Annotated in this window: 22 protein-coding genes; 8 read left to right on the top strand and 14 right to left on the bottom strand. The window is 43.9% G+C overall.

Annotated elements, in window-relative coordinates; genetic code table 11:
• The first annotated feature begins 160 nt into the window (after positions 1–160).
• On the top strand, positions 161–454 hold the full coding sequence (locus RH96_RS10900) for a 4a-hydroxytetrahydrobiopterin dehydratase (RefSeq protein ID WP_010200883.1): 294 nt from the start codon (positions 161–163) through the stop codon (positions 452–454).
• Positions 455–595: 141 nt separating this feature from the next.
• Here the strand turns inward: RH96_RS10900 and RH96_RS14835 are convergent, their stop codons facing one another.
• Positions 596–751: a DUF1328 domain-containing protein gene (locus RH96_RS14835; RefSeq protein ID WP_010200882.1), complete on the bottom strand. Its 156-nt coding sequence runs from the start codon at positions 749–751 to the stop codon at positions 596–598.
• A gap of 471 nt (positions 752–1222) precedes the next feature.
• Here RH96_RS14835 and RH96_RS10890 point away from each other — a divergent pair, with 471 nt between their 5' ends.
• From RH96_RS10890 to RH96_RS10880, 3 genes are all read left to right on the top strand, one after another.
• Positions 1223–2527, top strand: coding sequence for a saccharopine dehydrogenase family protein (locus RH96_RS10890; RefSeq protein WP_010200880.1), 1305 nt, complete (start codon positions 1223–1225; stop codon positions 2525–2527).
• A 418-nt stretch (positions 2528–2945) separates the two neighbouring features.
• A complete protein-coding gene (locus RH96_RS10885) occupies positions 2946–3782 on the top strand; it encodes a hypothetical protein (RefSeq protein WP_010200873.1) in 837 nt (278 codons plus the stop codon).
• A 435-nt stretch (positions 3783–4217) separates the two neighbouring features.
• Positions 4218–4694 (top strand): hypothetical protein, encoded by a 477-nt coding sequence (locus RH96_RS10880; RefSeq protein WP_010200871.1) that lies wholly within the window; start codon positions 4218–4220, stop codon positions 4692–4694.
• 145 nt (positions 4695–4839) lie between these two features.
• Here RH96_RS10880 and RH96_RS10875 read toward each other — a convergent pair whose 3' ends face one another.
• Positions 4840–7377 (bottom strand): Tex family protein, encoded by a 2538-nt coding sequence (locus RH96_RS10875; protein WP_010200870.1) that lies wholly within the window; start codon positions 7375–7377, stop codon positions 4840–4842.
• 359 nt (positions 7378–7736) lie between these two features.
• Here RH96_RS10875 and ompR point away from each other — a divergent pair, with 359 nt between their 5' ends.
• Both ompR and RH96_RS10865 read left to right on the top strand, forming a co-directional pair.
• A complete protein-coding gene (gene ompR / locus RH96_RS10870; protein WP_010200869.1) occupies positions 7737–8495 on the top strand; it encodes a two-component system response regulator OmpR in 759 nt (252 codons plus the stop codon).
• 55 nt (positions 8496–8550) lie between these two features.
• Positions 8551–9756 (top strand): CobW family GTP-binding protein, encoded by a 1206-nt coding sequence (locus RH96_RS10865; protein ID WP_010200868.1) that lies wholly within the window; start codon positions 8551–8553, stop codon positions 9754–9756.
• A gap of 105 nt (positions 9757–9861) precedes the next feature.
• Here RH96_RS10865 and RH96_RS10860 read toward each other — a convergent pair whose 3' ends face one another.
• From RH96_RS10860 to ubiG, 4 genes are all read right to left on the bottom strand, one after another.
• Positions 9862–10128 carry a DksA/TraR family C4-type zinc finger protein gene (locus RH96_RS10860; RefSeq protein ID WP_010200867.1) on the bottom strand — a complete coding sequence of 89 codons (267 nt, stop codon included), beginning with the start codon at positions 10126–10128 and terminating at the stop codon, positions 9862–9864.
• A gap of 151 nt (positions 10129–10279) precedes the next feature.
• The gene (locus RH96_RS10855) at positions 10280–11053 is read right to left on the bottom strand and encodes a YciK family oxidoreductase (protein WP_026037301.1); all 774 of its coding nucleotides are present in this window, start codon (positions 11051–11053) and stop codon (positions 10280–10282) included.
• A 225-nt stretch (positions 11054–11278) separates the two neighbouring features.
• Positions 11279–11989, bottom strand: coding sequence for an HAD family hydrolase (locus tag RH96_RS10850; protein ID WP_010200865.1), 711 nt, complete (start codon positions 11987–11989; stop codon positions 11279–11281).
• Positions 11990–12060: 71 nt separating this feature from the next.
• Positions 12061–12942 carry a bifunctional 2-polyprenyl-6-hydroxyphenol methylase/3-demethylubiquinol 3-O-methyltransferase UbiG gene (gene ubiG, locus RH96_RS10845; protein ID WP_010200863.1) on the bottom strand — a complete coding sequence of 294 codons (882 nt, stop codon included), beginning with the start codon at positions 12940–12942 and terminating at the stop codon, positions 12061–12063.
• A gap of 423 nt (positions 12943–13365) precedes the next feature.
• On the opposite strand from ubiG, the gene RH96_RS10840 reads away from it, so the two are divergent.
• Entirely contained in the window at positions 13366–13986 is a 621-nt protein-coding gene (locus tag RH96_RS10840; protein WP_010200862.1) for a thiol:disulfide interchange protein DsbA/DsbL, read from the top strand.
• Between the two features lie 177 nt (positions 13987–14163).
• Here the strand turns inward: RH96_RS10840 and yjgA are convergent, their stop codons facing one another.
• The 8 genes from yjgA to mazG all read right to left on the bottom strand — a co-directional run bounded on the left by yjgA (position 14164) and on the right by mazG (position 22010).
• Positions 14164–14676 (bottom strand): ribosome biogenesis factor YjgA, encoded by a 513-nt coding sequence (gene yjgA, locus RH96_RS10835; protein WP_010200860.1) that lies wholly within the window; start codon positions 14674–14676, stop codon positions 14164–14166.
• 210 nt (positions 14677–14886) lie between these two features.
• Complete coding sequence (gene rapZ / locus RH96_RS10830; RefSeq protein ID WP_010200858.1) at positions 14887–15846, bottom strand: RNase adapter RapZ; 960 nt, start codon at positions 15844–15846, stop codon at positions 14887–14889.
• A gap of 50 nt (positions 15847–15896) precedes the next feature.
• Positions 15897–16826: a pantoate--beta-alanine ligase gene (gene panC, locus RH96_RS10825; RefSeq protein WP_010200856.1), complete on the bottom strand. Its 930-nt coding sequence runs from the start codon at positions 16824–16826 to the stop codon at positions 15897–15899.
• Between the two features lie 64 nt (positions 16827–16890).
• Positions 16891–17691, bottom strand: coding sequence for a 3-methyl-2-oxobutanoate hydroxymethyltransferase (gene panB, locus RH96_RS10820; RefSeq protein WP_010200855.1), 801 nt, complete (start codon positions 17689–17691; stop codon positions 16891–16893).
• A gap of 76 nt (positions 17692–17767) precedes the next feature.
• Positions 17768–18298, bottom strand: a complete 531-nt coding sequence (gene folK / locus RH96_RS10815) for a 2-amino-4-hydroxy-6-hydroxymethyldihydropteridine diphosphokinase (RefSeq protein WP_010200854.1) — start codon at positions 18296–18298, stop codon at positions 17768–17770.
• Positions 18291–20606: a polynucleotide adenylyltransferase PcnB gene (gene pcnB / locus RH96_RS10810; RefSeq protein WP_010200853.1), complete on the bottom strand. Its 2316-nt coding sequence runs from the start codon at positions 20604–20606 to the stop codon at positions 18291–18293. Before pcnB ends, folK begins: the two co-directional genes overlap by 8 nt.
• Before the next feature lie 166 nt (positions 20607–20772).
• Positions 20773–21147, bottom strand: coding sequence for a ComEA family DNA-binding protein (locus RH96_RS10805; protein WP_010200852.1), 375 nt, complete (start codon positions 21145–21147; stop codon positions 20773–20775).
• Positions 21144–22010: a nucleoside triphosphate pyrophosphohydrolase gene (gene mazG, locus RH96_RS10800; protein ID WP_010200851.1), complete on the bottom strand. Its 867-nt coding sequence runs from the start codon at positions 22008–22010 to the stop codon at positions 21144–21146. Before mazG ends, RH96_RS10805 begins: the two co-directional genes overlap by 4 nt.
• Positions 22011–22310: 300 nt before the next feature.
• Here mazG and RH96_RS10795 point away from each other — a divergent pair, with 300 nt between their 5' ends.
• On the top strand, positions 22311–23798 hold the full coding sequence (locus RH96_RS10795) for a phosphomannomutase/phosphoglucomutase (protein WP_010200849.1): 1488 nt from the start codon (positions 22311–22313) through the stop codon (positions 23796–23798).
• Positions 23799–23910 lie beyond the last annotated feature (112 nt).

Genomic DNA, 23910 nt, shown 5'->3' with positions numbered 1-23910 from the left:
TCGTTAAATATGTGACAAGATATCAAACGTAGGTGGGTTTTTTGTCCTATTCTAATTATAAAATCGATGTGGCATTTATGAGAACTCAGAAGTCCATTAATGAATAAAAGCTAGTGAACGCTTAACCAGTAAATCCAACATAATAATAAAGGAGACCGCTATGAGTAGTTTATCTGACAAACAAATTGATCTACAGCTAGAAGACTTGGCTGGCTGGCAGCGCGATGGCAACGGTATCATTAAGAGCTATAAATTCAACGACTTTATCGAAGCCATAAGCTTTATGAACCAAGTTGCATTTCATGCCGAAGCACTCGAACATCATCCTGAATGGCACAATACTTATAACGTCGTAGATGTGCGTCTAACGACCCATGATACGGGCGGTATTACCAGTCTTGACATTCGCTTAGCTAAACGCATGGAACATATTGTTCAGCCCAAACATTTATAATTATTTAGCTCGCCTCTTTTATATATAGAGACGTATTTAATACCTCAAGCAATACCTTTAGTAAAAAATCCCCATAAAAAAAGTCCTCAATCGAGGACTTTTTCTTATTACTGAATAACGCTTATTTCGTTCAAGTTATCATTACATTTTACGACTAACAAACGCGACGATGAACAAGATCACAGCCAATGCTAGCAAAATGTATGCGAAGTTTGCAGACAGTCCAGCGACACCGCCAAACCCTAGGAAACTTGCGATAAGTGCGATTACGGCAAAAATAATAGCCCAGCGAAACATAGATTTCTCCTCAATAATTATCAAAAATCAGATACTAAGACACATATAACAGACCTTATAAACGACCGTTACTAATACTTGCCTTACCTCATCCAATATCCATTTTAAATTGTTGTTTTTTTTAATACTGCCTATAACTGCTTACAAACATAGATTAGCAATATTTCGCACCGATAAACGTTCATTTTGGTAATAATATCGGTAGGTTATGTAACCTTTGTAGCAAATCTTAATATGCTGACATTTTTTCTTGGCTTTTCGAGATTTATATGTAGAGATAGTAAAATATTTCTCAATCCCTAGAATTTCCCTCTTATAGTCTGCTATAAACCATCACAGTTCACACTAACGGGTTTCTACTTACGGCCAACATGTCTTAGAATAGAGTCAATGGCATATAAAAAATGATTTTTTATTTCTACCATTCAGTATGAGATTACATATAAAAAACACTTATTAAGGATAATAAATATGGCTACAAATACGGATACCTCAAAGACTATCAATGCAGCAGATGATAATAAGCAGACCAGTAGCGAACAGCGTCCTTACACCATCGTCTTATATGGTGCGACAAGTTTCGTTGGGCAAATTACCGCCCATTATTTAACAAGCTTTTTGTCTGATGCCAAAAATAAAAATGGTGATAGCGTCACGTGGGCGATAGCGGGTCGTGACGAAGACAAGCTTAACGAATTACAGTCCAAGCTTGAGAACAAAGTAGACATCATTATAGCCAACAGTAAGGACGCTGCCAGTCTTGATAAGATGACCAAACAAACACAAGTCATCATCTCAACCGTCGGCCCTTACCTAAAATATGGTGAGCCGTTGATCAAGTCTTGCGCCGAAAATGGTACAGACTATGTCGATCTCACTGGTGAAGCTATCTTTATCAAAGACATGATGGACAAATACCAAGAGACCGCCAAAGAGAGTGGTGCCCGTATCGTCAACTCCTGTGGTTTTGATTCTATCCCGTCAGATTTGGGCGTTTATTTTACCCAGCAGCAGGCAGAAGCTCAGTTCGATAGCACTTGTGATGTGATTCACATGCGCGTAAAAGCGGCGAAAGGTGGCTTATCTGGTGGTACGATTGCGTCAATGGCCACTATCTTTGAAGAAGTGGGACAAGATAAATCACGTCGTAAGCAAGTGGCAAACCCTTATCTGCTTAATGATGATAAAGACGTGCCTAGCGTGCGCCAAGCCAATATCAGCAAGCCAGAATATGACAGTGAGCACAAACGCTGGTTGGCTCCTTTTGTGATGGCAAGCATCAATACCCGTATCGTACATCGCAGTAACCAATTACTCGGCTATGAATATGGACGCGACTTTAAGTATGACGAAGCGATGTGGATGACAGATGGCATAAAAGGTAAGCTGTCGAGCTATGCACTGAGCGCTGGGCTGTTAGGATTTGCCACCGCGATGATGATTAAGCCAAGTCGCGAGCTACTGTCCAAGCACGTTTTACCAAAAGCTGGCTCTGGCCCGTCGAAGTCTGATCAAGATAATGGTTACTACGATATTCGTCTCTTTGGCCAAACTACCAATAAAGACACCATCAATACCAAAGTAACGGGCGACAAAGATCCTGGCTATGGCAGTACATCACGCATGCTGGCACAAGCGGCCTTGTGTTTAGCGCAAGATATTAGCAAAGACGATGTCTGTGGTGGGTTTTGGACGCCAGCATCTGCAATGGGCAATAAACTGCTAACGCGCCTAGAAACGCATGCAGGTCTTAGCTTCGAAATAGTCGAGGGTTAGACTTTTATAGATTATAGAACGATAAAGCCTTAAATTTTACTGACCGTATCTTGGTAACAAGGTACGGTTTTTTAATAGGTGAAATTTCCCATGACTTTCGAGCGGATGTTAATAAATAATAATAACGTACATTTTTGGTGAACAATGTTGCCAGTTTTCGCTTTTTTTATACATTATGCTACACATTCTTAGCCTGATGTCACAGCCATCTATTAGCAACTGACGTAGCATTAAAAACGTTAAAGTAAAGAAACACTAAGGCAAAAACATTGAATTAGAAATTATGACGTTATGGCGTTATGGCGTTATTTATTAAATAAGTGAATATTTCACTAATGACTCAGTATAAAAATAAGCCCTATAAGCAAGCCACCATTCTGACTACAACACATCTATTTATAATTAAAAGGAAGTAACTATGAAATTGAATATATTGACCGCCGCTGTCATCACCTCAGGTCTGGCAATGATTGGCAGTAATGCAAATGCTGGGATGACGACCGATACTCACGGCAACGTAGGCTACGACAGTTACGACGAATGCGTCACTGCTGTCAAAGATGGCTCAGCCAAATTTTATACCCCTTATACGTATCAAAATCCCAAACGCCAAGCTGGTGAAACCTCTGTCAAAAAGATGCGCTTATCTGATGTTATGATTCCACAGAATGTCGTTGACAGCAATAACTTGAATACTAGCGACTATGCAGCAGGCGCTTGTGATTTAGGCGTTGGACAATCGAATGGTCGATACGGGGTGTCGGGTGCCTTGGTCGGAAAATACGTTCCCATCGCTGCTGATATGCCAGTCAACGTTTATATGAACAAAAACGGCAATCCTGTCCGTCTAAGTATGCAACAGTGTGACAATCATTTTAGCACCAAATTCCCGACACCGATTATGGCTGAAGTCACCGAAGCTGACGCGCCAGAAGCACAACTTGCGATTACTGAAGAGCGCAGTGTAGAGCCAGTCATTATCGAAACCACTCGTGTTATTCGACCCGCTAAGTATCAGGTAAAAGAAGTAATCGTCGCTCCCGTGGATCAAATTAAACGTGTCAACACGGCTAACGGTACTGCCATTGCTGTGGAAGAAGCTGGACGTACCGTCGTCGTTGGCGAAGCAGCAGATGCCGAGGTAATCGACAGTACAGAAATTAGCCAGACTTTCCCAGTTATCCGTGTCCCTGATAATGACTTGCAGCAGCGCGTTATCGACCCTACGACTGGTAGATACGTCATCGTCGAATAGTTTTTTCTACAGGACAAAGGCTTGACTCTCAGTAGGTCATGCGCTTATTTAGTAACTGACATACCTAAAGATAAGGTAGCAACGCTCATATTCTTACCTGACAATAAGAATACAATAGTTGCACAAAGTCACCTGCGAGCGCTTGTCTGTTAGATTTTTAATCTATGTACTACTGAAATAATAATGGCTTAGTTGGTATTCTCTTCCTTAGAGTTTTATTAGATGATTTTATGAAGCTTTTCGTTCAAATTGGTCATGATAATCGCTATACGGTTGTCATGATTTTATTTTATCTACACATTAAACGTTAGATATACTAAATATATATATTCAAAATACTAAATTAATTTATGATAAACGAAAGCATGTAAATAAGCGTCAAGTTTGAAATACTTTAAGCTGACACTATAAGAATGCAAACTGAGGAATCAACTGATGAAAAACCGTACCCTACCTTTATCGTTACTTATTGGTGCCGCACTTACTATCCCAAGCTTGGCCATGGCAGCACCTGCTGAGACTGCACAAGCAGATATGCAAAATACTACTACCGCTACCACACTCGAGACTGAAGCTGTAAATGCTGACAATCAATCAGTACCAAATCAATCTAATTCGATTCAGATCAGCGAAACTCAGCGCATCTCAAGAGCAAGCGTGAATAGCAACGCTAATCAACAGCAAATGGCTCCTAAGCTTCAAGCACAACAACAAGATCAAGATATACAAGTACAACAACAAGAGATGCAGCAAGCACAACAACAGGCTATGCAAGCCAAACAACAAGCCATGCAGCAAGCTGAACAACAAGCGATGCAAGATCCAGAAGAAGCGATGCAACAACCAGAGATGCTACAAGAAGACATGCTAGATGAAGAGGATTTATTAGAGTCGGAACAAGACGACCAATAAGCTGAGTTATTAGCCATGCTAAAGCACTTCTAGTAATATATGTCTCAAATATATTCCCAATAAAAAAGGCAGCCCAATGGCTGCCTTTTTTATTGATTATTGCTGTTAATTATTTAGAAATGACTTAAGAAATCCATAAAGCCACTTATTTTTTAGTTTTAGTCACACCTGCTTCTTGCAGCAATGCACCCAACGTACCCATCTTGCTAGGCGCTGCAGCTTTCTCAGCTCTTGGCGCTTTGCTACGATTATTGCTAGCACTACCTTTATCCTGACGATCACCACGTGGCTTGCTTGGTCGCTTGTCAGCAGCTGGACGGCTGCTATTTGGGCGGTCACTACGCGAGCGATTACCTTTCTCATCAGAACCAGCATCTCTCACAGTAGCTTTTGCTGCTGGGCGTGCAGGTTTTTCAGACTCAGGCTTCATGCTAAACCCAATACGGCCACGTTTTTCATCAATAGAGATAACACGAACTGACACGATATCACCCGGCTTGACGCGGTTCATTGGATCGGCAACGAAATCATTGGCCATCTGTGAGATATGCACCAATCCATCTTGATGGACACCAACGTCAATAAAGCAACCGAAAGCCGTCACATTGGTAACCACGCCTTCTAACGTCATCCCTTCGCTCAGATCTTTGATGCTATTGACATCATCACGGAAATTAGCCGTTTTGAACTCAGGACGTGGATCACGTGCTGGTTTGGCAAGTTCTTCAATGATGGCTTTTACACTGATATTGTCATCATTTGCAGCAAGCGCAGTAGTGTCGATTGTGTTTAGTACACCATCATTCCCCAATACTTCCGGCAATGCTTTACCGGTTTGCGCAAGTAAGCTATCAACCAGCGCATAGCTTTCTGGATGCACACCAGTCGCGTCAAGTGGATTGCTACCGTCGTGTATGCGTAAGAAGCCTGCTGCCTGCTCAAAAGTCTTAGCACCTAAGCGCGGAACGTTTTTGAGCGCCTCACGGCTATCAAATGCGCCGTGCTCTTTACGATAGGTGACGATTTGCTGGGCGACGTTTTTATTTAAACCAGCAATGTGTGCCAAAATAGCAGGGCTTGCCGTATTTACATCCACCCCAACCGCGTTCACGCTATCTTGGGTAACTTTATCCAAGCTATCAGCTAGCTGGCTTTGGTTGACATCATGCTGATATTGACCAACGCCAATGGCTTTTGGATCTACTTTGACCAGCTCTGACAACGGATCTTGTAAGCGACGCGCGATAGAAACCGCACCGCGTACAGAGACATCTAAATTGGCAAGCTCATCACTGGCAAGCTCACTCGCCGAATAAACAGAAGCGCCTGATTCATTAACGATAACCGCTTTGGCTTTTAGCTCAGAATTGGCCGCCAAAATCTCTTTAATCATCGCATCTGTTTCGCGACTCGCTGTACCATTACCGATAGCGACCAAATCCACGTTATAAGTACTTAGTAGCTTATCAATGACTTTTTTGGCTGCATCCATCTTATTATCGGGTGCAAATGGATAGACCGTTGCGACGACAGGCTTGTCTTCGTTATCCAACATGACATGACCTTGGGCATCAACGATGGACATTTTTACGCCATGACGAATACCAGGATCAACGCCTAAGATAACCTTACGACCAGCAGGTGCTGACATCAATAGGTGCTGTAAATTATTGGCAAACACATCAATCGCATCTGCTTCAGCAGTCAAACGTTTTTCAGTCAATAAACGATGCTCGATATGCGGACGCCATTTTTCTTTCCACAAGCTACTCGCCGCTTCTGTTAAAAACTCACGACGGTCAGCAGGTGCCTTGGCATCGATATCAAAATGAGCAATAATTTTTTCGATAAAAGGGGTGTCTTCGCCTTCAATTTTGAGACCCAAAACGTTTTCTTGGCGACCACGTAGCATCGCTAATAGGCGATGATTCGGTAGACGAGCAAGGCTTTCACTGTGCTCAAAATAGTCTTTAAATTTCTCGCCAACTTCTCGCTTATCATCACTGGCAACTGCCGAGACGATACTGGCGGTTTTGGCAAAACCACTGCGTAAGTTATCCAGCAGATCTAATGCCTGCGTCCATTCATCAACGATGATGGCTTGTACGCCAGCCAACTGCTTGTCGATATCGCTAAAGTCGACCTCAATCTCATTACCGCTATCGTCAGAGATACTAGATGGTGCTTGATAGTCAGCCAATGCCTCTGTTGGGGTAATCTCTTGTGTTAAGACTGCTTGAGCAGCCACATCGAGACCGGCAGCGCGTGCTTTGGCCGCTGGTGAACGGCGACGCGGACGATAAGGCAAGTAGATGTCTTCAAGCTCAAGTTTAGACGTCGCATTATCAATACGCGTCTGTAGCTCGTCGGTCAAATTGCCTTGCGTACTAAGCAGCTCAGTAATTTTAAGGCGACGCGTTGCCATGTCGCGCTCATAATTGAGCGACTTCTCTAAAGCACGCAGCTGCGCATCGTCAAGATTCTGCGTTTTTTCTTTACGGTAACGCGCGATAAACGGAACGGTCGCGCCTTCATCATAAAGTTTGACAAACGCATTGACTTGAGCAGTCTTAATGCCAAGCGCGCGAGCAAGCTTGTCGTGAATATTCGCGTGTGTGGTTGCATCCAAAACCTGTGCATTTGTCGAGGTTTGAGATGGCGTTAAGGTATCAGTGCTACTCATAGACGTATCAATCGTTGATAAATGGTGTTTGGCATTATAGCAAAAGCTGCATGAATAAAAATCCTTTTTATCTTTTCCTTATTTATCTGTGATTTTATAGCTTAATTCGGTTGCTATCCTAAGTTCTGTAGCCTTGTTAAACAAACGCATACAGCATTTATGCCTACAGGTGATGCAATTGGCGGTGCAATCTTATACACTAAAGTACCAATAGCACAAATATTGATACGCACTGACGAATTGAACAAAAGTTTTTCATTTATATGCAATTTCTATAATAAATGGCTCAACCATAAAATAACGACAGTGTTTTTGCTGATAATTTCTACTAATAATAATTTTTATAAGAGGATGCCTGTATGCCTGACAATAACAGCCCCGATACTTTGACTCAGCGTATCTTAGTGGTCGATGATGATGCCCGTCTGCGTTCTTTATTACAACGCTTCCTAGAAGATGATGGCTTCGTCGTTCGTACTGCCCATGATGGCAGTCAAATGGACAAGTTGATGCAACGTGAGCTTTTTTCTTTGGTGGTGTTGGACTTGATGCTACCGGGTGAAGATGGCATTAGTATTTGTAAGCGTCTGCGTGAAGACAATGGCGATATTCCAATCATCATGCTAACTGCAAAAGGTGGTGATACTGATCGTATCGCTGGTCTTGAAGCGGGCGCGGATGATTATCTGCCTAAGCCCTTTAACCCAAAAGAGCTGCTTGCTCGTATCAAAGCGGTACTGCGTCGTCAAAATCGCGAGCTGCCGGGTGCGCCAAGTCATCAGCTTGAAGTGGTTGAGTTTGGACCTTGGACACTTGATTTATCGACTCGTACGCTCAAACGTGACGGCAACGTCGTTACCTTAACGACTGGTGAATTTTCAGTATTAAAGGCATTGGTTCAGCATCCACGTGAGCCGTTAACTCGCGATAAGCTGATGAATCTAGCCCGTGGTCGTGAATGGGGTGCGATGGAGCGTTCAATCGATGTACAAGTCTCACGTCTGCGCCGCCTCATTGAAGACAACCCTTCGCAAGCCCGCTATATTCAAACCGTTTGGGGTGTGGGCTACGTGTTCGTTCCTGACGAAGCCGAAGTTGAAACGGCAAGAAGTGAATAGCATTTACTTCATAATTGCTGCTTTATAACCACTTATGACGATGGTTTAGACAACAATGGCTTTGACCAAATCAACCATGATTCAAAACATACCCTGCACTTTGGTGACAGGGTTTTTGGGCGCGGGTAAAACCACCGTCATCAACCAGCTACTCTCTAGCAAGCCTGCCGATGAGCGCTGGGCGCTATTGATTAACGAGTTTGGGCGTATTGGCATTGATGGTGCGCTGCTGGCAAGTGCGCAAGACGACAATGCTTATGCAGGTAACATTGCCATTCGTGAAGTCAGTGGTGGCTGTATTTGTTGTACCAGTCAACTGCCCCTACAAATTGCGATTACTCGCCTGCTTAGTGACCATCGTCCGCAGCGCCTGATTATCGAGCCTACTGGATTGGCACATCCGCGCGAGTTGATACAACAACTGAGCGCGCCACATTGGCAGACAGCGCTCAATATGCAGGCCGTCATTACGGTGCTAAGTGGTGTGCAATGGCAACAACAAAAGTATCGTTCGCACGATGGTTTTCAAGCGCACGTCCGTGATGCTGATATCTTAGTGATCAATCGCTATACGCAACTGGATGCAGATGAACTCAAGGCTTTACAAGAGTGGATAGCAATGCTCAATGCTGAGGTGGCTGTCATCTGGACAGAGTCTCTCTCTCGAACCGAAGATAATAGCTCAAATAATACAACTGCTTTGAGTACCTCCTCATCAACGCTGATAGCACAGCTGACCAAACCAAGCCATACCATTTCTCAGCAACGCGCTACCGATAAAACCAAGCCTAATCAGATTCGTACTTCTTTAAAGCCATTTACTAGCTTGATGTCTAACCGAGCTACAGAGAACGACCAAAGTCTTGAAGACATAGAGGCAGATACCGATCTACCCTACCGCTATCATGAGCAACAACAGGATGTGCTGCTAGGTGGCTGGCGCTTGCCTGCACATTATGTGTTTGACGCTGATGGTCTACAAGAATGGTTGTTAAGACTGCCTAACTGGCAACGTATTAAAGGCTTGGTTAACACCTCTGATGGTTGGCTAAAGATTAACTTTACACCTGACAGTTTGACTATCACCACGGCGAGCGCCCAAATCGATAATCGACTAGAGGTGATTTTGCAGTCAGTTATAGATAACGGTGTAATGTCTAACAAAGCAGAAGTAGAGAATACACTACCGTTATTATCTTCACTAGATTGGCAGGCTTGCGACAATGAGCTGATGGCGCTGGTGATTGAAGACACGCCCTAGTTACCTATAACAAGACTATCTTTTAAAAATACTACGCTCAAAAAAAAGACCAACGCTACTAAGTAAATTAGTAGTGTTGGTCTTTTTTTAATTAACTTGTACTAATTAGCGCAATTGACTGTCTTTACTACCGCGACGATTAAACAGTTCAGCCGCTCTCGCCTCTTGCTCAAGCTCCGTTTGACAGCCGACGCAGTGCTGCACACCCGGCACAGCAATACGACGCGCTTCTGGAATCGGGTTGCCACACTCATCACAAAATTCTGCACTCTTACCCGTTGGTTGCGCACGCCTCGCGCGCTCAAGTGCATCATTGACCGTCGCATCCATTTGTTCGTGCTCGGCACCATCTTTTGACCAGCCACCTGCCATAATCTTATCCTTTTTGTCTATTATTATTAATATCTTATAAGATAAAAGTCTTTAAGAACAGATAGATGGGGCTTTCTAAGCCTAATTACAACCCGCCAGCGACTGTAAAAAACATATATAACACTATGATTTTTACAGTAATCTTTCTCTGCTAATCTTTTGGTTGTAAATCTACCACTTGTCCACGTATTCCAATACTGGCGTCACTCATCAAACAAACATAGCCCGCCATAATGTCGTCAGGTGTCTTAAGAGACATTGGGTTTTCACCCGGATAAGCGTGAGCGCGCATATTGGTACGAGTGCCACCAGGATTGATACAGTTAAAACGCAGATTCGTCGTATTCTGCGTCTCTTGAGTAAAGATATCACTCATTCCTTCGACGGCTTGCTTGGAGAGCGCATAAGCACCCCAAAATGCGCGAGGATGCGTACCGACCGTGCTAGAAGTAAAGACAATGGAACCGTGATTCGCATCTTTTAGCAGCGGTAACAACGCTTGGGTGAGCATAAAAGTCGCCGTAAAATTGACCTTCATTACTTGATCAAAAGTATCAATGTCATACATCTCAAGCGGCGTCAATTGTCCGAGCATACCAGCGTTGTGTAATATACCATCGAGCTTACCCACTTCTTTGTCGATAAGCCTTTCTAACTTCTGCATATCTGCATAAGTTGCACCTTCTAAATTCATCGGTAGCATGGCTGGCTGTTTGCCACCCAAGCTCTCAATCTCATCATAGACATATTCAAGTTTGCTACTCGTGCGACCCAATAGTAGAACCGTGGCACCATAACGGGCGTAGGTTAATGCGGCGACGCGTCCAATGCCATCGCCTGCACCCGTTACCAAGATAGTCTTACCGTCTAAGCAATCAACAGGTGGCACAAACTGACGAATATTGTCGTGCGTTAAAGGTTGCATCGCATTTCCCGTGGCTACTTGATTGCTCTGTTCGGTCGCCGACTGCTTAATATTGTCGCTCATGGTATGACTCACTGCTTGTTATTTATTATTAAAGGTATTTAATTTCAAAACCATTTATCTTTAGAACGGCTTACTCAAGGACAACTATTGCAGGTGACCTATTTATGAGTCATTTGCTGATAGTTGATGTTCCTATCACGGCTCTACTGATGATTGGTTTGTTTATAGATATTCAAATTTACCTGAAGTAAGCAATAGCTTATTCAACTGCTCAGGGGTGTCAGTAATATAGTCTGCGCCCCACTTCTTTAGGCTTTTTTGATCTTCAAGTGGAATATAGCCATAAGCGGCCAAAATCGTCGACATGCCAGCGGCATTGCCAGCGTCAATATCACGTATATGATCGCCGACATAGAGAACACAGCCAGCAGCGCCACGCGGTATACCGAGTTTCTCTAATGCCATATACATAGGCTCTGGATCAGGCTTGGAACGTGACACATCCTCAGGACAGACCAAGGCCGCACAGCGTTCATCTAACTGCATTTTTTGTAACAGTAGCTCTGCTAGGTAGCGCGGCTTATTGGTGACAATACCCCAAGGTATGCCTTTTTTCTCAAGGGTGGTCAGCACTTCTTCTAACTCGCTAAATACACAGCTATCAATACAAATATCTGCGGCATAATCATCCAAAAACTGCTGACGAAAACCAAGTAAATCATCTTCGCTAACGCTGTCTTGCCCATTTTGATGCAGCATGAGCTTGACCATGGCCGACGCACCGGCAGAAACTTGTTCTCGAATAAGCGCTTCAGGCGGGGCTTGCCAATCGTTTTCGCGGCTCATTTTACCGATAATTCGTACAAAGTCAGCGGCAGTATCGATTAGCGTCCCATCAAGGTCAAATAAAACGGCTTTGACGAATTGGCTCATAAGGCATACTCTTTTAATTAGTGAGGTGTTTGGTGCGTTAATAATGAGACGCTAAGCAATGACTTAAGCTATCAAGCCTTTGGCTTTTGTACGGCTATCATATAATTGACATCGACGTTTTGTGCCAGCCAGTAACGCTTGGTTATTGGGTTGTAATGTAGGCCAATGATATCTTGACGCGTAAACCCAGCCGTAACCGCCATTTTGTCCAGCTCAGCAGGCGTGATAAATTTGGCATAATCATGGGTGCCACGATCAAGCAAGCGCAATACATACTCGGCGCCAACGATAGCAAACAGATACGATTTGGGATTACGGTTGATCGTCGATAACACACACACACCGCCAGGCGCTAACAGCTCAAAACAAGCCTGCACAATCGAGCTTGGATCAGGCACATGCTCAAGCATTTCCATGCATGTCACCACATCGAACTGACCCGCATGGGTTTTTGCTAGCTGTTCTACTGGGATATGCTGATAACGCAACGTCTTTTCTAAATTGCTTTGCTCGGCATGAAGCGTGGCCGCTTTTAGGTTTTCAGTCCCTAAGTCTATACCGGTCACATCAGCACCGCGACGTGCCATCGACTCAGACAATATACCGCCGCCACAACCAACATCGAGCACTTTTTTGCCACTCAGACCCATCTCAGCAGTCTTACTAGCGTTTGTACTATCATCGCTATTTTGATAGCCGCACTTAATATTTTCTTCTATCCAGTTCAGGCGGAGTGGATTGATTTCATGCAAAGTTGCAAACGCGCCAGTATTACTCCACCATTCGCTCGCCAGTTTATTAAACTTGTCGACTTCGCTAGGATCCACATTTATCGTGGCAGCCGTTGTACTATCAGCCACAGTATCATCCGTAACCGTATTATTAGTATCAGCATCATCGAAACGGCTGGTCGCTTGATCATTTACAGAAGACGAAGATAAAGCTGCGCTCATAGCATTTTCCTTTAGAGTTATTATCGTATACAGTGCACGATTATATACTTAATATTAGCATGCGAGCGGCGGTTTTGTCGTGAGTACATCGTCACGGATTGTGAATGAGGTTAGCAAATACTTGAACATCATCATCACCGTGTGCTTTACTTTATAGTAACTGTTGCGTCAATGGCAGTTTCTATATTTACCTAATTAAAATTTTCAGTTTTGAAACTCAGATATTGATAAGTAAGATACCTTAAATAATAGCTCACAGGTTTACAACCGTTAGTTAAGAATCGGGTTCACAACCACACCTATTTTACGTTATTATAGTCGGTACTCTACTGTAGGTTGATTATACTCGACACTTTGTCATTTATACCTTCAAACCCATAGAAACTCCTAAAACTCTCAGTCTCTACCTCTCAAGGAAAAAGTATGAAACGTGTCATTACATTGACTGGTCTGGCTTTCGCCATTGGAATCGCCAGTATGGGCGCACAAGCAGCCGATTATGTCGCCGGAAAAGATTATCGCGTGCTAGACAATCCAGAAAAAATCACCGGTGATGCTATTATTGTGCGTGAATTCTTTTGGTATGGTTGCCCGCATTGTAACGCGCTTAATCCACATATGGAAAAATGGGCAAAAAACAAAGACAAAGATGTGGCATTCTTCAAAACGCCAGCAGCGCTTAACCCTGTTTGGGAAGCCAGTGCCCGTGGTTTTTATTCTGCTCAACTCCTAGGCTATGAAAGCAAAACCCATGATGCGTTATTTGATGCCATTCATAAAGATGGCAAAAAGCTGTTTGACCAAGCTTCATTAAGCAAATGGTATGCAGCTCAAGGTGTTGATCAAAAGAAATTCAATAGCCTTTATAACTCATTTGCCGTTGGTACAAAAATTGGTCGCTCACAAGCAGGCGCTAAGCGTTATCAGCTATCGGGTGTACCAGCTGTTGTGGTACAAGGCAAGTACGTGGTAACGGGTGAAGACGCCAAAGTAGTTAAGGTTGTCGATTACTTAGTTGACAAAGTACGTGCTGAGAAAAAATAAACACAGGCATGTCTATGACGTTAATTGTCTTTAATTAGGCTGTATTAGCGCCGCTAAAAAAGCCAATCACTCATGATTGGCTTTTTTGTGTTTAGACTTCGATAGATTGGCTTTTTCGTCTATCTATTGGTATTTGTGCAGACAACCGTTGTAACGCTATTAGTTGTTGTAGGACAACTATCCTTTTAAATCCGATAAGATTGTCACTTCGCGAATATAGCTGGCCAAATCTTCTTTAGACTCCATCATCAGCTCGTCATCGTGCGTGTGCTTGGCGTATTCGATCCAAAGCAATAACTGATACAGACTGTTGCGCTCTGAAATTTTATACTGTTTGACAAACTGCTTTAGTGTGCCTTCATCATTGATATTTAGACGTTCGGACCAGCTTTCTATTTTAGAGACTTGTTCTTTTGGAAAAAAGGCATCGAATAAAGCTTTTACCAATTCATGGCGATTTTCTTCGCTGATCAATTTGCCGACTCGCTTGGTCTGTCTAATACGCGCAGTGGCACTGGTGATATCCGCAAGAGCCATCAACTCTGCCATAAAATAATCACTGGCTGGCAGGTTTTTCAGCTGTTTTTTCGACAAGCTGGCAAGTGGTATCGATAACTGTTGTAAGCGCTCATGGGATTTTTTGAGTTCTGTGCGCGAGACGCGCATATCATGTTCTGACCAGTCAATCATAAAAGCGTTCCAAAATAATGAATAATAAAAGTACTAGGGCGTGTCCTCATTCTAAAAACGGCGATAAAAATAAGACAAATTGCAGTCAAACAAGAAAAATAGCGCAGATAATATCGAGATACTAACCAACTATTTGACGCTGTTTGGCAAAATTTAGCCATTTTTAGCCCATCAATTAAATTGAAGACATATTCTAATGTTTACCAATAACTACCAACGGTTTTTTTCACGATGTTTCGCCAACACTTTTATAGTGTTTGGCATCGCATCGGCAAGACGACGTTGTAAACTATCGGTGATAAATACTGAGCGGTGCTTGCCACCCGTGCAGCCAATTGCCACTGTCACGGTATGACGGTTATTGTGTAAAAAATCAGGCAGCCAACGGCTTAAAAACCTTTCGAGATCATCGGTCATTTCAACCACTTCTGGATAATCTGCAAAAAAATCGTCGACCTCAGAGTCAAGGCCAGTCAAGGCGCGCAGCTCAGGTTTCCAGTGTGGGTTTGGCAAAATCCTAACATCAAATATAAAATCAGCATCAATTGGGCTACCGTACTTAAAACCAAAAGACAGCAAATTAATGACAATTTGATTGTCAATACCGACATAGGCACGCAACGTGTCTTTGAGCTGATGGATATTAAGCATACTGGTATCAATTGTGATATCAGCATGGCTAGCAATGGGCTCTAACAGCTCGACTTCTTTTTTGATCGCGGCTGGTAGATTGAAGGCGATATGCCTAGCATTATCACTGTCAACATCTTGTGACATCAACGGATGAACACGTCGCGTCGCATTAAAGCGTGCAACCAACGTGCTTTCTTGCGCGGTCACATACACTACTTCAACAGCCTGCTTACCATAAGTCTGTTCTAGAACGTCATGGGTCTCAGCGAAATTAGACAAGTCAGCGCGCGGGGTACGAATATCGACACCAAGCGCGATGCGTTTGATACCACTGTCTCTGACCAGCTTCTTGGCAGCATCAGGCACCAATGATAACGGTAAATTATCGATAGAATAATAGCCTAAATCTTCTAAGATATTCAATACTGACGTTTTACCTGAGCCAGAACGCCCTGACACGACTAAAATGCTCAGCCGCTCATCGTTCGTTACAGCCACCACTTCTTGCTCTATTTGCTTACTGTCGTTTGCATCCATGATCCGTCATCCTAGTCCATTGCATCCAGCAAATTACTACGTCACAACGGCTAATGTACCGTCACTAATTGGTTGTCTAACAATCGTGCCCGTCCTAGCCAAGCAGCGACTAGAATCATTAAATGGCTACTTCTACCATTACCGTTTGCTTCACTACTATCACTAGTATCAATAGTATCAATAGTCCCTAGCTGGTCAGTTTTTATTTCTAGATAGTCGATATTGAAGCCAGCATCGCTAATACGCTGATACGTTTCTGCTAGTAATACGTCAAACCCTTGCATGCCCTGCTTATTACACGTTAACTGCTGTGCTAGTTTCTGTGCTAGGCGTTGCAGCTCCATATGAAGTACGGGAGCTGTTTTGCGCTCAGCGGCGCTCAAGTATTGATTGCGTGAAGACAGCGCCAAACCGTCGGCAGCACGAACAATAGGTGCACCCACAATCTCAATGGGATAGCTCAAGTCGCGTACTAACTGTTTGATAATCGCTAGTTGCTGGTAGTCTTTTTGTCCAAATACCGCCACATCAGGCTGCACGATATTGAATAACTTAGAGACGACAATACCAACACCATCAAAGTGACCAAGACGTGATTGACCACATAGTTGATTGGTAATGGCACCAGCAAGAACTGAGGTCGATGGTGGCAATACCGGGTACATCTCATCGACATTGGGTGCAAAAACATAATCTGCACCAACCGTTGCTAGCTTAGCGACATCTTCATCCAAGGTGCGTGGATAACTATCAAAATCCTCTCCTTCCCCAAACTGGGTAGGATTGACAAAGATACTCACCACCACAATATTGGCATGCTGCTTAGCAATGCTTACCAGCTCAAGATGACCTTCATGCAAATTGCCCATCGTTGGTACTAAAGCAATACGCTGAGCGTTATCTGGTTTATCATTTCTTTGACCACGATAAGGCTGTAGAGCGGCGCGCAACTCTGAAATCTGCTGATGAATGATTGGCATTATTAAATATTCTTCTACTGATAATCGTAAAAACCAAAAGACTCGTTAAGACTGGCTAAAAAAATTAGCTAAATTGGTGCTGCTCGGTTGGAAAACTGCCGTCGCGCACTGACTGCTGATAAAGGGCAAAGGCGCCTTCGATACTGTGCGTGCTATTGCGCTCATCAGTTAAAAAGTCATGAACGAAGCGCGGTACTCGGCCATGAGCCATGCCTAGCATGTCATGCATGACCAACACTTGGCCATCCGTATCTGCGCCAGCGCCAATGCCGATCACTGGTACTGTAACCGCTTCTGTAACCGCTTTTGCAAGCTCAGCAGGTACGCATTCTAATACTAAAAGTGCGGCACCTGCGGCAACTACCGCTTTGGCATCAGCAAGCAACTTATCAGCTGCTGCGTCACCGCGACCTTGGATTTTATAACCGCCAAACACATTGACTGATTGCGGGGTCAAGCCAAGATGGACACAAGTGGGCGTACCTGCTTGCGCCAATGTAGTCACCAGCTCACAAAGCTCACTACCGCCTTCGATTTTAATCACATGCGCGCCAGCTTGCATCAATCGACGGCTATTAGCGACCGCTTCTGGCAAGGTCACATAACTCATAAACGGCAAGTCAGCCAGTATCAGTGCGTATTTATTACTACGGGCAATATTGGCCGTATGATAAGCCATATCATCAACGTTCACGGGCAAGGTGGAATCATGGCCTTGTACCACCATACCTAAACTATCACCGATCAAAATGGTATCAATCTGTGCCTTGTCCATCATGCGTGCAAACATCGAGTCATAGCACGTTAAGCAAGTAAACTTGGTGCCGTCTTTTTTGAATTTATTTAAAGTAGATAACGTCGTCATATGACCCTCGATTAATCTTCAATGCCTTTAGTTATAAATACCTTTAACTATTATCGTGCCTATGACCCAAAATTTATCAGTCGCTTGATAATAATTTTAACCCTATCCAATCTTTGCTAGGTGGATAATCATCTATCGATATACTATCAATGATGAGCGCTGAGGCTAACTCTCGCAGCGGTAATAAGACAAAATTACGCTCAAGCAGTCCAGCATGCGGTATGGTTAGCTGCGGCTCGGTAATTCGTGTGTCGCCATATAACAAAATATCGACGTCCAGACTACGCTCACCCCAACGTCGTAAGCGCGCCCGCTTAGCCTGCTCTTCTAGCTGCTGACAAAATGCGAGCAACTCAAAGGGGGTCAATATCGTCTTAAAACCAGCCACTGCATTAATGAAGTCAGGCTGATCTTGTGGCCCCATAGGCGCTGACGCATAAAATGAGGAAGCTCTAACCTCGCGTATCTGCTTATGCTCTCGCAACCCTTGCAATGCCTGCTGTAAGTGTTCTACCGGCGAACCCAACTCATTGGTTAGATTGCTACCCAAGCCCACATAGCAGGTTACCCAACTAACATTATCCGCATCGTCAGCAATACTAGACATTATCAGTACTGGGCTGGCGACGGCGACGTTTCGATGGTACTGGGCCTTTATTATCGCTCATTTTATTGTCGCTCACTTGACCAGCCAACGATTTGCTATCAGCATTTTGACTGTTCTTAGTAGACCTAGCCTCTGCTGCTTTGGTTGGTTTTTTAGCTTTCGCAGATACAGTCGCTTTATTAGTTTCTGTCTTATTCCCTGCCGTCTTAGTTGCTGCAGGTTCTACTGTTTTTTTAGCCTTACCAGTAGACTGAGCTGCTGGCTTAGGTGCTTTTTTGGTGTACTTCGCTTCAGTTTTATCGGTGTTATTAGCAGCTACTTGCTTCTCGGTGCTGTCAGCAAGATTAGTATTGTCTACACTTGGCTGACGGCGACGGCGTTTATGCGGTATCGGCTCATTGTTCATAGTGACGAGCGCAGGCGTTCTTGCTACCGAGCGGGTAGGATAGGCATTAGCAGCAGGTGACGTAACCTCTGGCTGTTTATCCTTAGGCTGCTGAGCCTTATTTAAGCGATCAGCGTTACTATTAGCTTTTGCATTCTGATTATGTCGATCTTTATCAGCCGATGCATTCTTAGTAGCTGACTTTTTCTGCACAAGCTCTGGACGTTGCTTAGGCTTATCAGCAGGTGATAGCTGCTTTTGTAATGGCGGCACGACGTTTGCGTGCTCGATGACAAACAATGGCGCAGGCTTAGAGTGATGGCGTTTATTTGCAGTTTGACTGCTGGTATTAGCAAGAGACAACTGCTGTAGCTGAGCAAGCTCATTACTGTCTTGTTTTACCTGCTGCGAGTCATGACCTTTATCTTTATTACCACTAAACTGCTTGGCAGGAGTAGATTGGCTAGCAGCACGGCGACGGCGTGAGGGGATATTTGACGAATCGTTTACCACGGCTTGTTCATGACCGTTTTTCTCAGTACTGTGATTTTCAATGCTGTGTTTTTCAGTGCTGCCATTGGCTTTGCTACGCTTAGTGTTGTTTTGATTAGACATCGATTCATCCACTATATTTGACTCTGACTTTTGACGATTACGTCCGCGCCCTCGCTGCCCTTTCTTATAGGCACCGCGACGAATATTTTCATCGAAATCATCAATCGCTTGCTCTTGCTCTTGTTCAGACAAGGTTTGATACGTCTGCCACCAGTCGCCCATATCATTGGTCGATTCGGATAGCGGATGCTCAGCATCACCGCACTGTTCGCGCAATAGTAAAAAGTCAAAGCCCGCACGGAAGCGTGGGTGCTCAGAGAGCTGGACGATTTGTTTACTACGCGGAGCCGCTAGTTTTGGCTGCAATATCCAAATATCACGGATAAACTGCTCTGCAAATTTAGGAATAGCGGTCTTGATGCGTTGACGATCGATGACTTTACCAGCCGCATGCATCTGCGCTTCAGCAAATGGCATATTGCGCTTTTTGGCTTTTTCTAACTGATGCAGGTAATTTTCCCATAGTATGGCTGCGTAGAAAAATGCTGGATTGATGCTTTTGCCTGCCGCGATACGTTTATCCGTATTGATGGCCACTTGTTTTACTAAAGGACTGGGCTCAGATGGCGGATAAATAATTAAGCTATCAATCGCACCTGATTCAAACAATAACGGCAGCAATGGCACAAGATAGCCACCCGTAAACATTTTCTGCGTTTCATCATAGAGACGGTGCGGTGATATTTGCTCAAGCAGCGCCCAATTACCATCATGAAATTGCTCAGACAATGCCTCATCAAACTCAAAACCGAGCTTGGCTTTAAAACGTAACGCCCGTAATAAGCGTACTGGATCTTCTTCAATACGAACCGGCGCATGACCTAACAGACGAATGATCCTATTATCAATATCTTCAAGCGCACCGCAAAAATCATGAACCACACCTTTAAGTGGCTGATAATAAAGCGCATTGATCGAAAAATCGCGACGAGAGAAATCTTGCTGGATATCGCCCCAAACATTATCACGCAGGATCATACCATCTTGATTGGTGGTGCCACTGCTGGTTGGCGGGCCACGGAAGGTAGCGACCTCAATCAGCTCACGGCCTGAATACACGTGCGCCAACTGAAAGCGGCGACCGATAATACGGCAGCGCTTGCCAAAGACGTCTTTAATCTCATGCGGCTTGGCGTCAGTGACAGCATCAAAGTCTTTGGGGCGCAGACCCAATAAGGTATCGCGCACGCCGCCACCGACGATATAGGCGTCAAACCCAGCTCGGGTCAAGGTGGCAATTACTTCAGTAATGGAATTGGGTAATTCAGATTTATTCAGTTCTAACTGCTTGGCGGCACGCTCGGCCATGCATCTACTCCTCGCCGGTATTCTTTAACCACCCCTGACGAACACAGCGTTTATCAGGCGGATGTACTCACTAGTTTAACAAATTTTGCGCGCGCTGGGTGCGTTATGACATGTACTTACGTGCTATTTTGTCAATATTAGGGTTAATTAATGCAAAACACGGCCATTAATCCTGCACACTTAAACGTCTTCGATTTTTCTCAACTGTTTTTGCACCAATACCTTTGACCTTTACTAACTCATCCACTGTCTTAAAACTACCGAACATTTCACGATATAAAATAATCGCTTGGGCTTTGCTACTACCAATACCATTTAGTGAAACCAGCTCGCCTTCGCTGGCACGATTGATATTCACGGTATATTGCTCACGCGCTTGAGTGTTGGCATTTTCTTGCGATAAGAGATATTCATAAGCACTTTGAGGATTGTCAAAACAGGGCGCAGCATTAGCATTGTTAAGCATCAGAATAGCCAAAACATGACCTAAAACAGCAGTCTTGGCTAAACTGGTAAACGAGACTTTAGGATGAGCGTTCATGACGATCGTTCATATCGTTTCGCCGCTTCCCATAATGCATCCATTTCTGTTATGTCGCTGTCCTCTAAACGCTTGCCAGCTGCCGCCAGTTGCGCTTCAATATAACCAAAACGTGACTTAAATTTATGCACGCACGTCAGCGTTGCTGCTTCTGCATCAAGGTTCAATTTACGAGCGACATTGACTAAGGCAAACATGCAATCGCCCAGCTCCTTTTCAACCTCTCTGATATTTGTTTTGACCTCAGTTTCAGATTTATCCGTCAGCTCATTTTTTAGCTCGGCAATCTCTTCATCCAGCTTATCCACTGCCCCTGCAACGCCTTCCCAATCAAATCCAAGTTTTGATGCCTGCTTTTGTACATCTTGTGCCTGCATGAGCGCACTACCCGCTTTGGTATTGTCTAGACGACGTTTGGGTTTACCTCGTGCCTCGCGCGCTTGCTGCTCTTCCATTTTAATCTCATCCCAACGTACCTTTACCGCTGCGTCATCTTCAAGGGTTTCAGCCTCAAACACATGCGGATGACGACGAATGAGCTTTTCTTGTAAAGTGGCGATAACATCGCTCATATCAAAGCGACCTTGCTCCGCATACATCTGACAATGAAACACCACTTGCAGCAGCACATCGCCTAACTCGCCTTTTATGTCTTCATCATCATCGCTTTGTACCGCTTCGCCTAGCTCATAAGCTTCTTCGATTGCATAAGGAATGAGGCTGTGATTGCTTTGCTTTTTGTCCCACGGACAGTCAACACGTAGCCGTGCCATCAAAGCCAATAAATCGTCTAATTCACCACTGGCAGTTGGCGTTCCTTGTACTGGTGCAGGCGCTGCTATTTTATTGTCTTGATTGCTCATGAGGGATACTCTTACACTTTCGTTTGTTATTAGATATAGTCAGGTCAATATAAAAAAGAGACAGCGTGACTGGTATAAATTTTTCGTAGCCCCTGTCTGCGTAGGCACAGCAAGCAAGAAAAGTTTGTGCCAGTCACGCATCATAATGTCGTGTACCCATTTTATTTAGTATCGACTATAGAATATAGTTAAGTTCATAACGATTTTCTCGTTAGTGTAGCATTGAACGCTTATTAGCTTATAATTGTGTTGTCCATTTCATTACTTTATCACTGCTTTAGCATAAGGAATTTTATCATTATGTCTACGTCTGCGACCACTAGCTACCAGCCAGCGACTGAACTCAACCCTATTATTATCGATTCATTCAAAGCTTACGATATTCGCGGCGAGCTAGGAGTAAATCTAAATGAAGACATCGCTTATCGTATTGGTCGTGCCTTTGCACAGATTTTATCTCAGCGTTATAGTGCGGCGGTTGAGGCTCATGACAATGATATGGCAACTCTAAAACCTGCCATCGTTATTGGTAGTGACATTCGCCATTCAAGCGAGCAATTAAAACAAGCAGCTATCAAAGGCATTATTGATGCTGGTGTCGACGTGATTGACTTGGGCATGAGCGGTACAGAAGAAGTGTATTTTGCCACCAGTCATTATCAGGCGTTGGGTGGTATCGAAGTCACTGCCAGTCATAACCCTATTAACTATAATGGCTTAAAATTGGTTAAGGAACACTCAAAACCAATCAGTGCTGATGATGGTCTGGCAGAGATTCAGGCATTGGCAGAGTCTGGGCAATTTACCGCTGAAAACCGATCAGGAACATTGCAGTTATTAACTGATAAAAGTGCGTATATCAATCATGTCATGACTTTTATTGATACTGATAAACTCAAACCGCTTAAATTAGTAATTAACTCAGGTAATGGCAGTGCGGGCCCTGTGGCTGATTTATTGATTGAAAAGCTTGCACAAGCTGGCGCGCCAATTGAAGTGATTAAACTGCATCATACACCAGATGGCAGCTTCCCTAATGGCATCCCCAATCCTATGATTGAAGCCAATAGAGTGGCAACCCAACACGCGGTTTTGGAAAATAAAGCTGATCTTGGTATTGCTTTTGATGGCGATTTTGACCGCTGCTTTCTATTCGATGAACATGGTGAATTTATCGATGGTAGTTATATCGTCGGTATGCTTGCACAAGCGTTTTTAAACAAATATCCAAGTGAGTCAATCGTCTACGATCCACGTGTCATTTACAATACTGAAGCGGTGATTAAAGAGCATGACGGTAAGGCTGTCATCAGTAAATCTGGACATTCATTTATTAAGCAAGTCATGCGTGACTCTGGCGCTGTTTATGGCGGCGAGATGTCCGCCCATCACTACTTCCGTGACTTCTTCTATTGCGACAGCGGCATGATTCCTTGGCTGTTAACGATTGAGCTATTATCTATCACCGGTAAGACGCTATCTGAGTTGGTCAGCGGCTATATTCAAGCTTATCCAAGTTCAGGCGAGCTTAATTTTCGTCTCACCACTCATGATGCGCCAATGATTATTAGCGCTATTGAGGAAAAATTTAGCAGCGAAAATCCGACCAAATCAATGCTTGATGGCTTGAGCCTTAACTTTGGCGAGTGGCGCTTTAATCTGCGTGCTTCCAATACCGAACCGCTTATCAGATTAAACATCGAAAGTCGTGGTGATAAAGAACTGCTAGCGATTAAAACTCAAGAAGTTCAACAGTGGCTAGCGGCACAAGGTGCTGTCCCAGCGTAAATTAATACGATTTAGGGCGTGTCATCAATTAGCACATTAATACATTTAGTGGTCTTAAAATGGCTAAATTTAGCCAAACATCGTCAGCAATCTTGTCAATATGTTCATATTT

Source organism: Psychrobacter sp. PAMC 21119 (assembly GCF_000247495.1).
Taxonomy (GTDB): domain Bacteria; phylum Pseudomonadota; class Gammaproteobacteria; order Pseudomonadales; family Moraxellaceae; genus Psychrobacter; species Psychrobacter glaciei.
Note: the sequence above shows the minus strand (reverse complement) of the source record. Positions and strands in the feature narration are given on the sequence as shown.

Coding starts and splice junctions, on each gene's coding strand:
- folK (WP_010200854.1), bottom strand. CDS start 18,298: ATGTCTAGTATTGCTGACGATGCGGATAATGTTAGTTGGGTAACCTGC.
- RH96_RS10850 (WP_010200865.1), bottom strand. CDS start 11,989: ATGAGCCAATTCGTCAAAGCCGTTTTATTTGACCTTGATGGGACGCTA.
- RH96_RS10890 (WP_010200880.1), top strand. CDS start 1,223: ATGGCTACAAATACGGATACCTCAAAGACTATCAATGCAGCAGATGAT.
- RH96_RS10885 (WP_010200873.1), top strand. CDS start 2,946: ATGAAATTGAATATATTGACCGCCGCTGTCATCACCTCAGGTCTGGCA.
- RH96_RS10860 (WP_010200867.1), bottom strand. CDS start 10,128: ATGGCAGGTGGCTGGTCAAAAGATGGTGCCGAGCACGAACAAATGGAT.
- RH96_RS10805 (WP_010200852.1), bottom strand. CDS start 21,147: ATGAACGCTCATCCTAAAGTCTCGTTTACCAGTTTAGCCAAGACTGCT.
- panC (WP_010200856.1), bottom strand. CDS start 16,826: ATGCCAATCATTCATCAGCAGATTTCAGAGTTGCGCGCCGCTCTACAG.
- mazG (WP_010200851.1), bottom strand. CDS start 22,010: ATGAGCAATCAAGACAATAAAATAGCAGCGCCTGCACCAGTACAAGGA.
- RH96_RS14835 (WP_010200882.1), bottom strand. CDS start 751: ATGTTTCGCTGGGCTATTATTTTTGCCGTAATCGCACTTATCGCAAGT.
- RH96_RS10795 (WP_010200849.1), top strand. CDS start 22,311: ATGTCTACGTCTGCGACCACTAGCTACCAGCCAGCGACTGAACTCAAC.
- rapZ (WP_010200858.1), bottom strand. CDS start 15,846: ATGGATGCAAACGACAGTAAGCAAATAGAGCAAGAAGTGGTGGCTGTA.
- panB (WP_010200855.1), bottom strand. CDS start 17,691: ATGACGACGTTATCTACTTTAAATAAATTCAAAAAAGACGGCACCAAG.
- yjgA (WP_010200860.1), bottom strand. CDS start 14,676: ATGATTGACTGGTCAGAACATGATATGCGCGTCTCGCGCACAGAACTC.
- pcnB (WP_010200853.1), bottom strand. CDS start 20,606: ATGGCCGAGCGTGCCGCCAAGCAGTTAGAACTGAATAAATCTGAATTA.
- ompR (WP_010200869.1), top strand. CDS start 7,737: ATGCCTGACAATAACAGCCCCGATACTTTGACTCAGCGTATCTTAGTG.
- ubiG (WP_010200863.1), bottom strand. CDS start 12,942: ATGAGCGCAGCTTTATCTTCGTCTTCTGTAAATGATCAAGCGACCAGC.
- RH96_RS10900 (WP_010200883.1), top strand. CDS start 161: ATGAGTAGTTTATCTGACAAACAAATTGATCTACAGCTAGAAGACTTG.
- RH96_RS10880 (WP_010200871.1), top strand. CDS start 4,218: ATGAAAAACCGTACCCTACCTTTATCGTTACTTATTGGTGCCGCACTT.
- RH96_RS10855 (WP_026037301.1), bottom strand. CDS start 11,053: ATGCAACCTTTAACGCACGACAATATTCGTCAGTTTGTGCCACCTGTT.
- RH96_RS10875 (WP_010200870.1), bottom strand. CDS start 7,377: ATGAGTAGCACTGATACCTTAACGCCATCTCAAACCTCGACAAATGCA.
- RH96_RS10865 (WP_010200868.1), top strand. CDS start 8,551: ATGGCTTTGACCAAATCAACCATGATTCAAAACATACCCTGCACTTTG.
- RH96_RS10840 (WP_010200862.1), top strand. CDS start 13,366: ATGAAACGTGTCATTACATTGACTGGTCTGGCTTTCGCCATTGGAATC.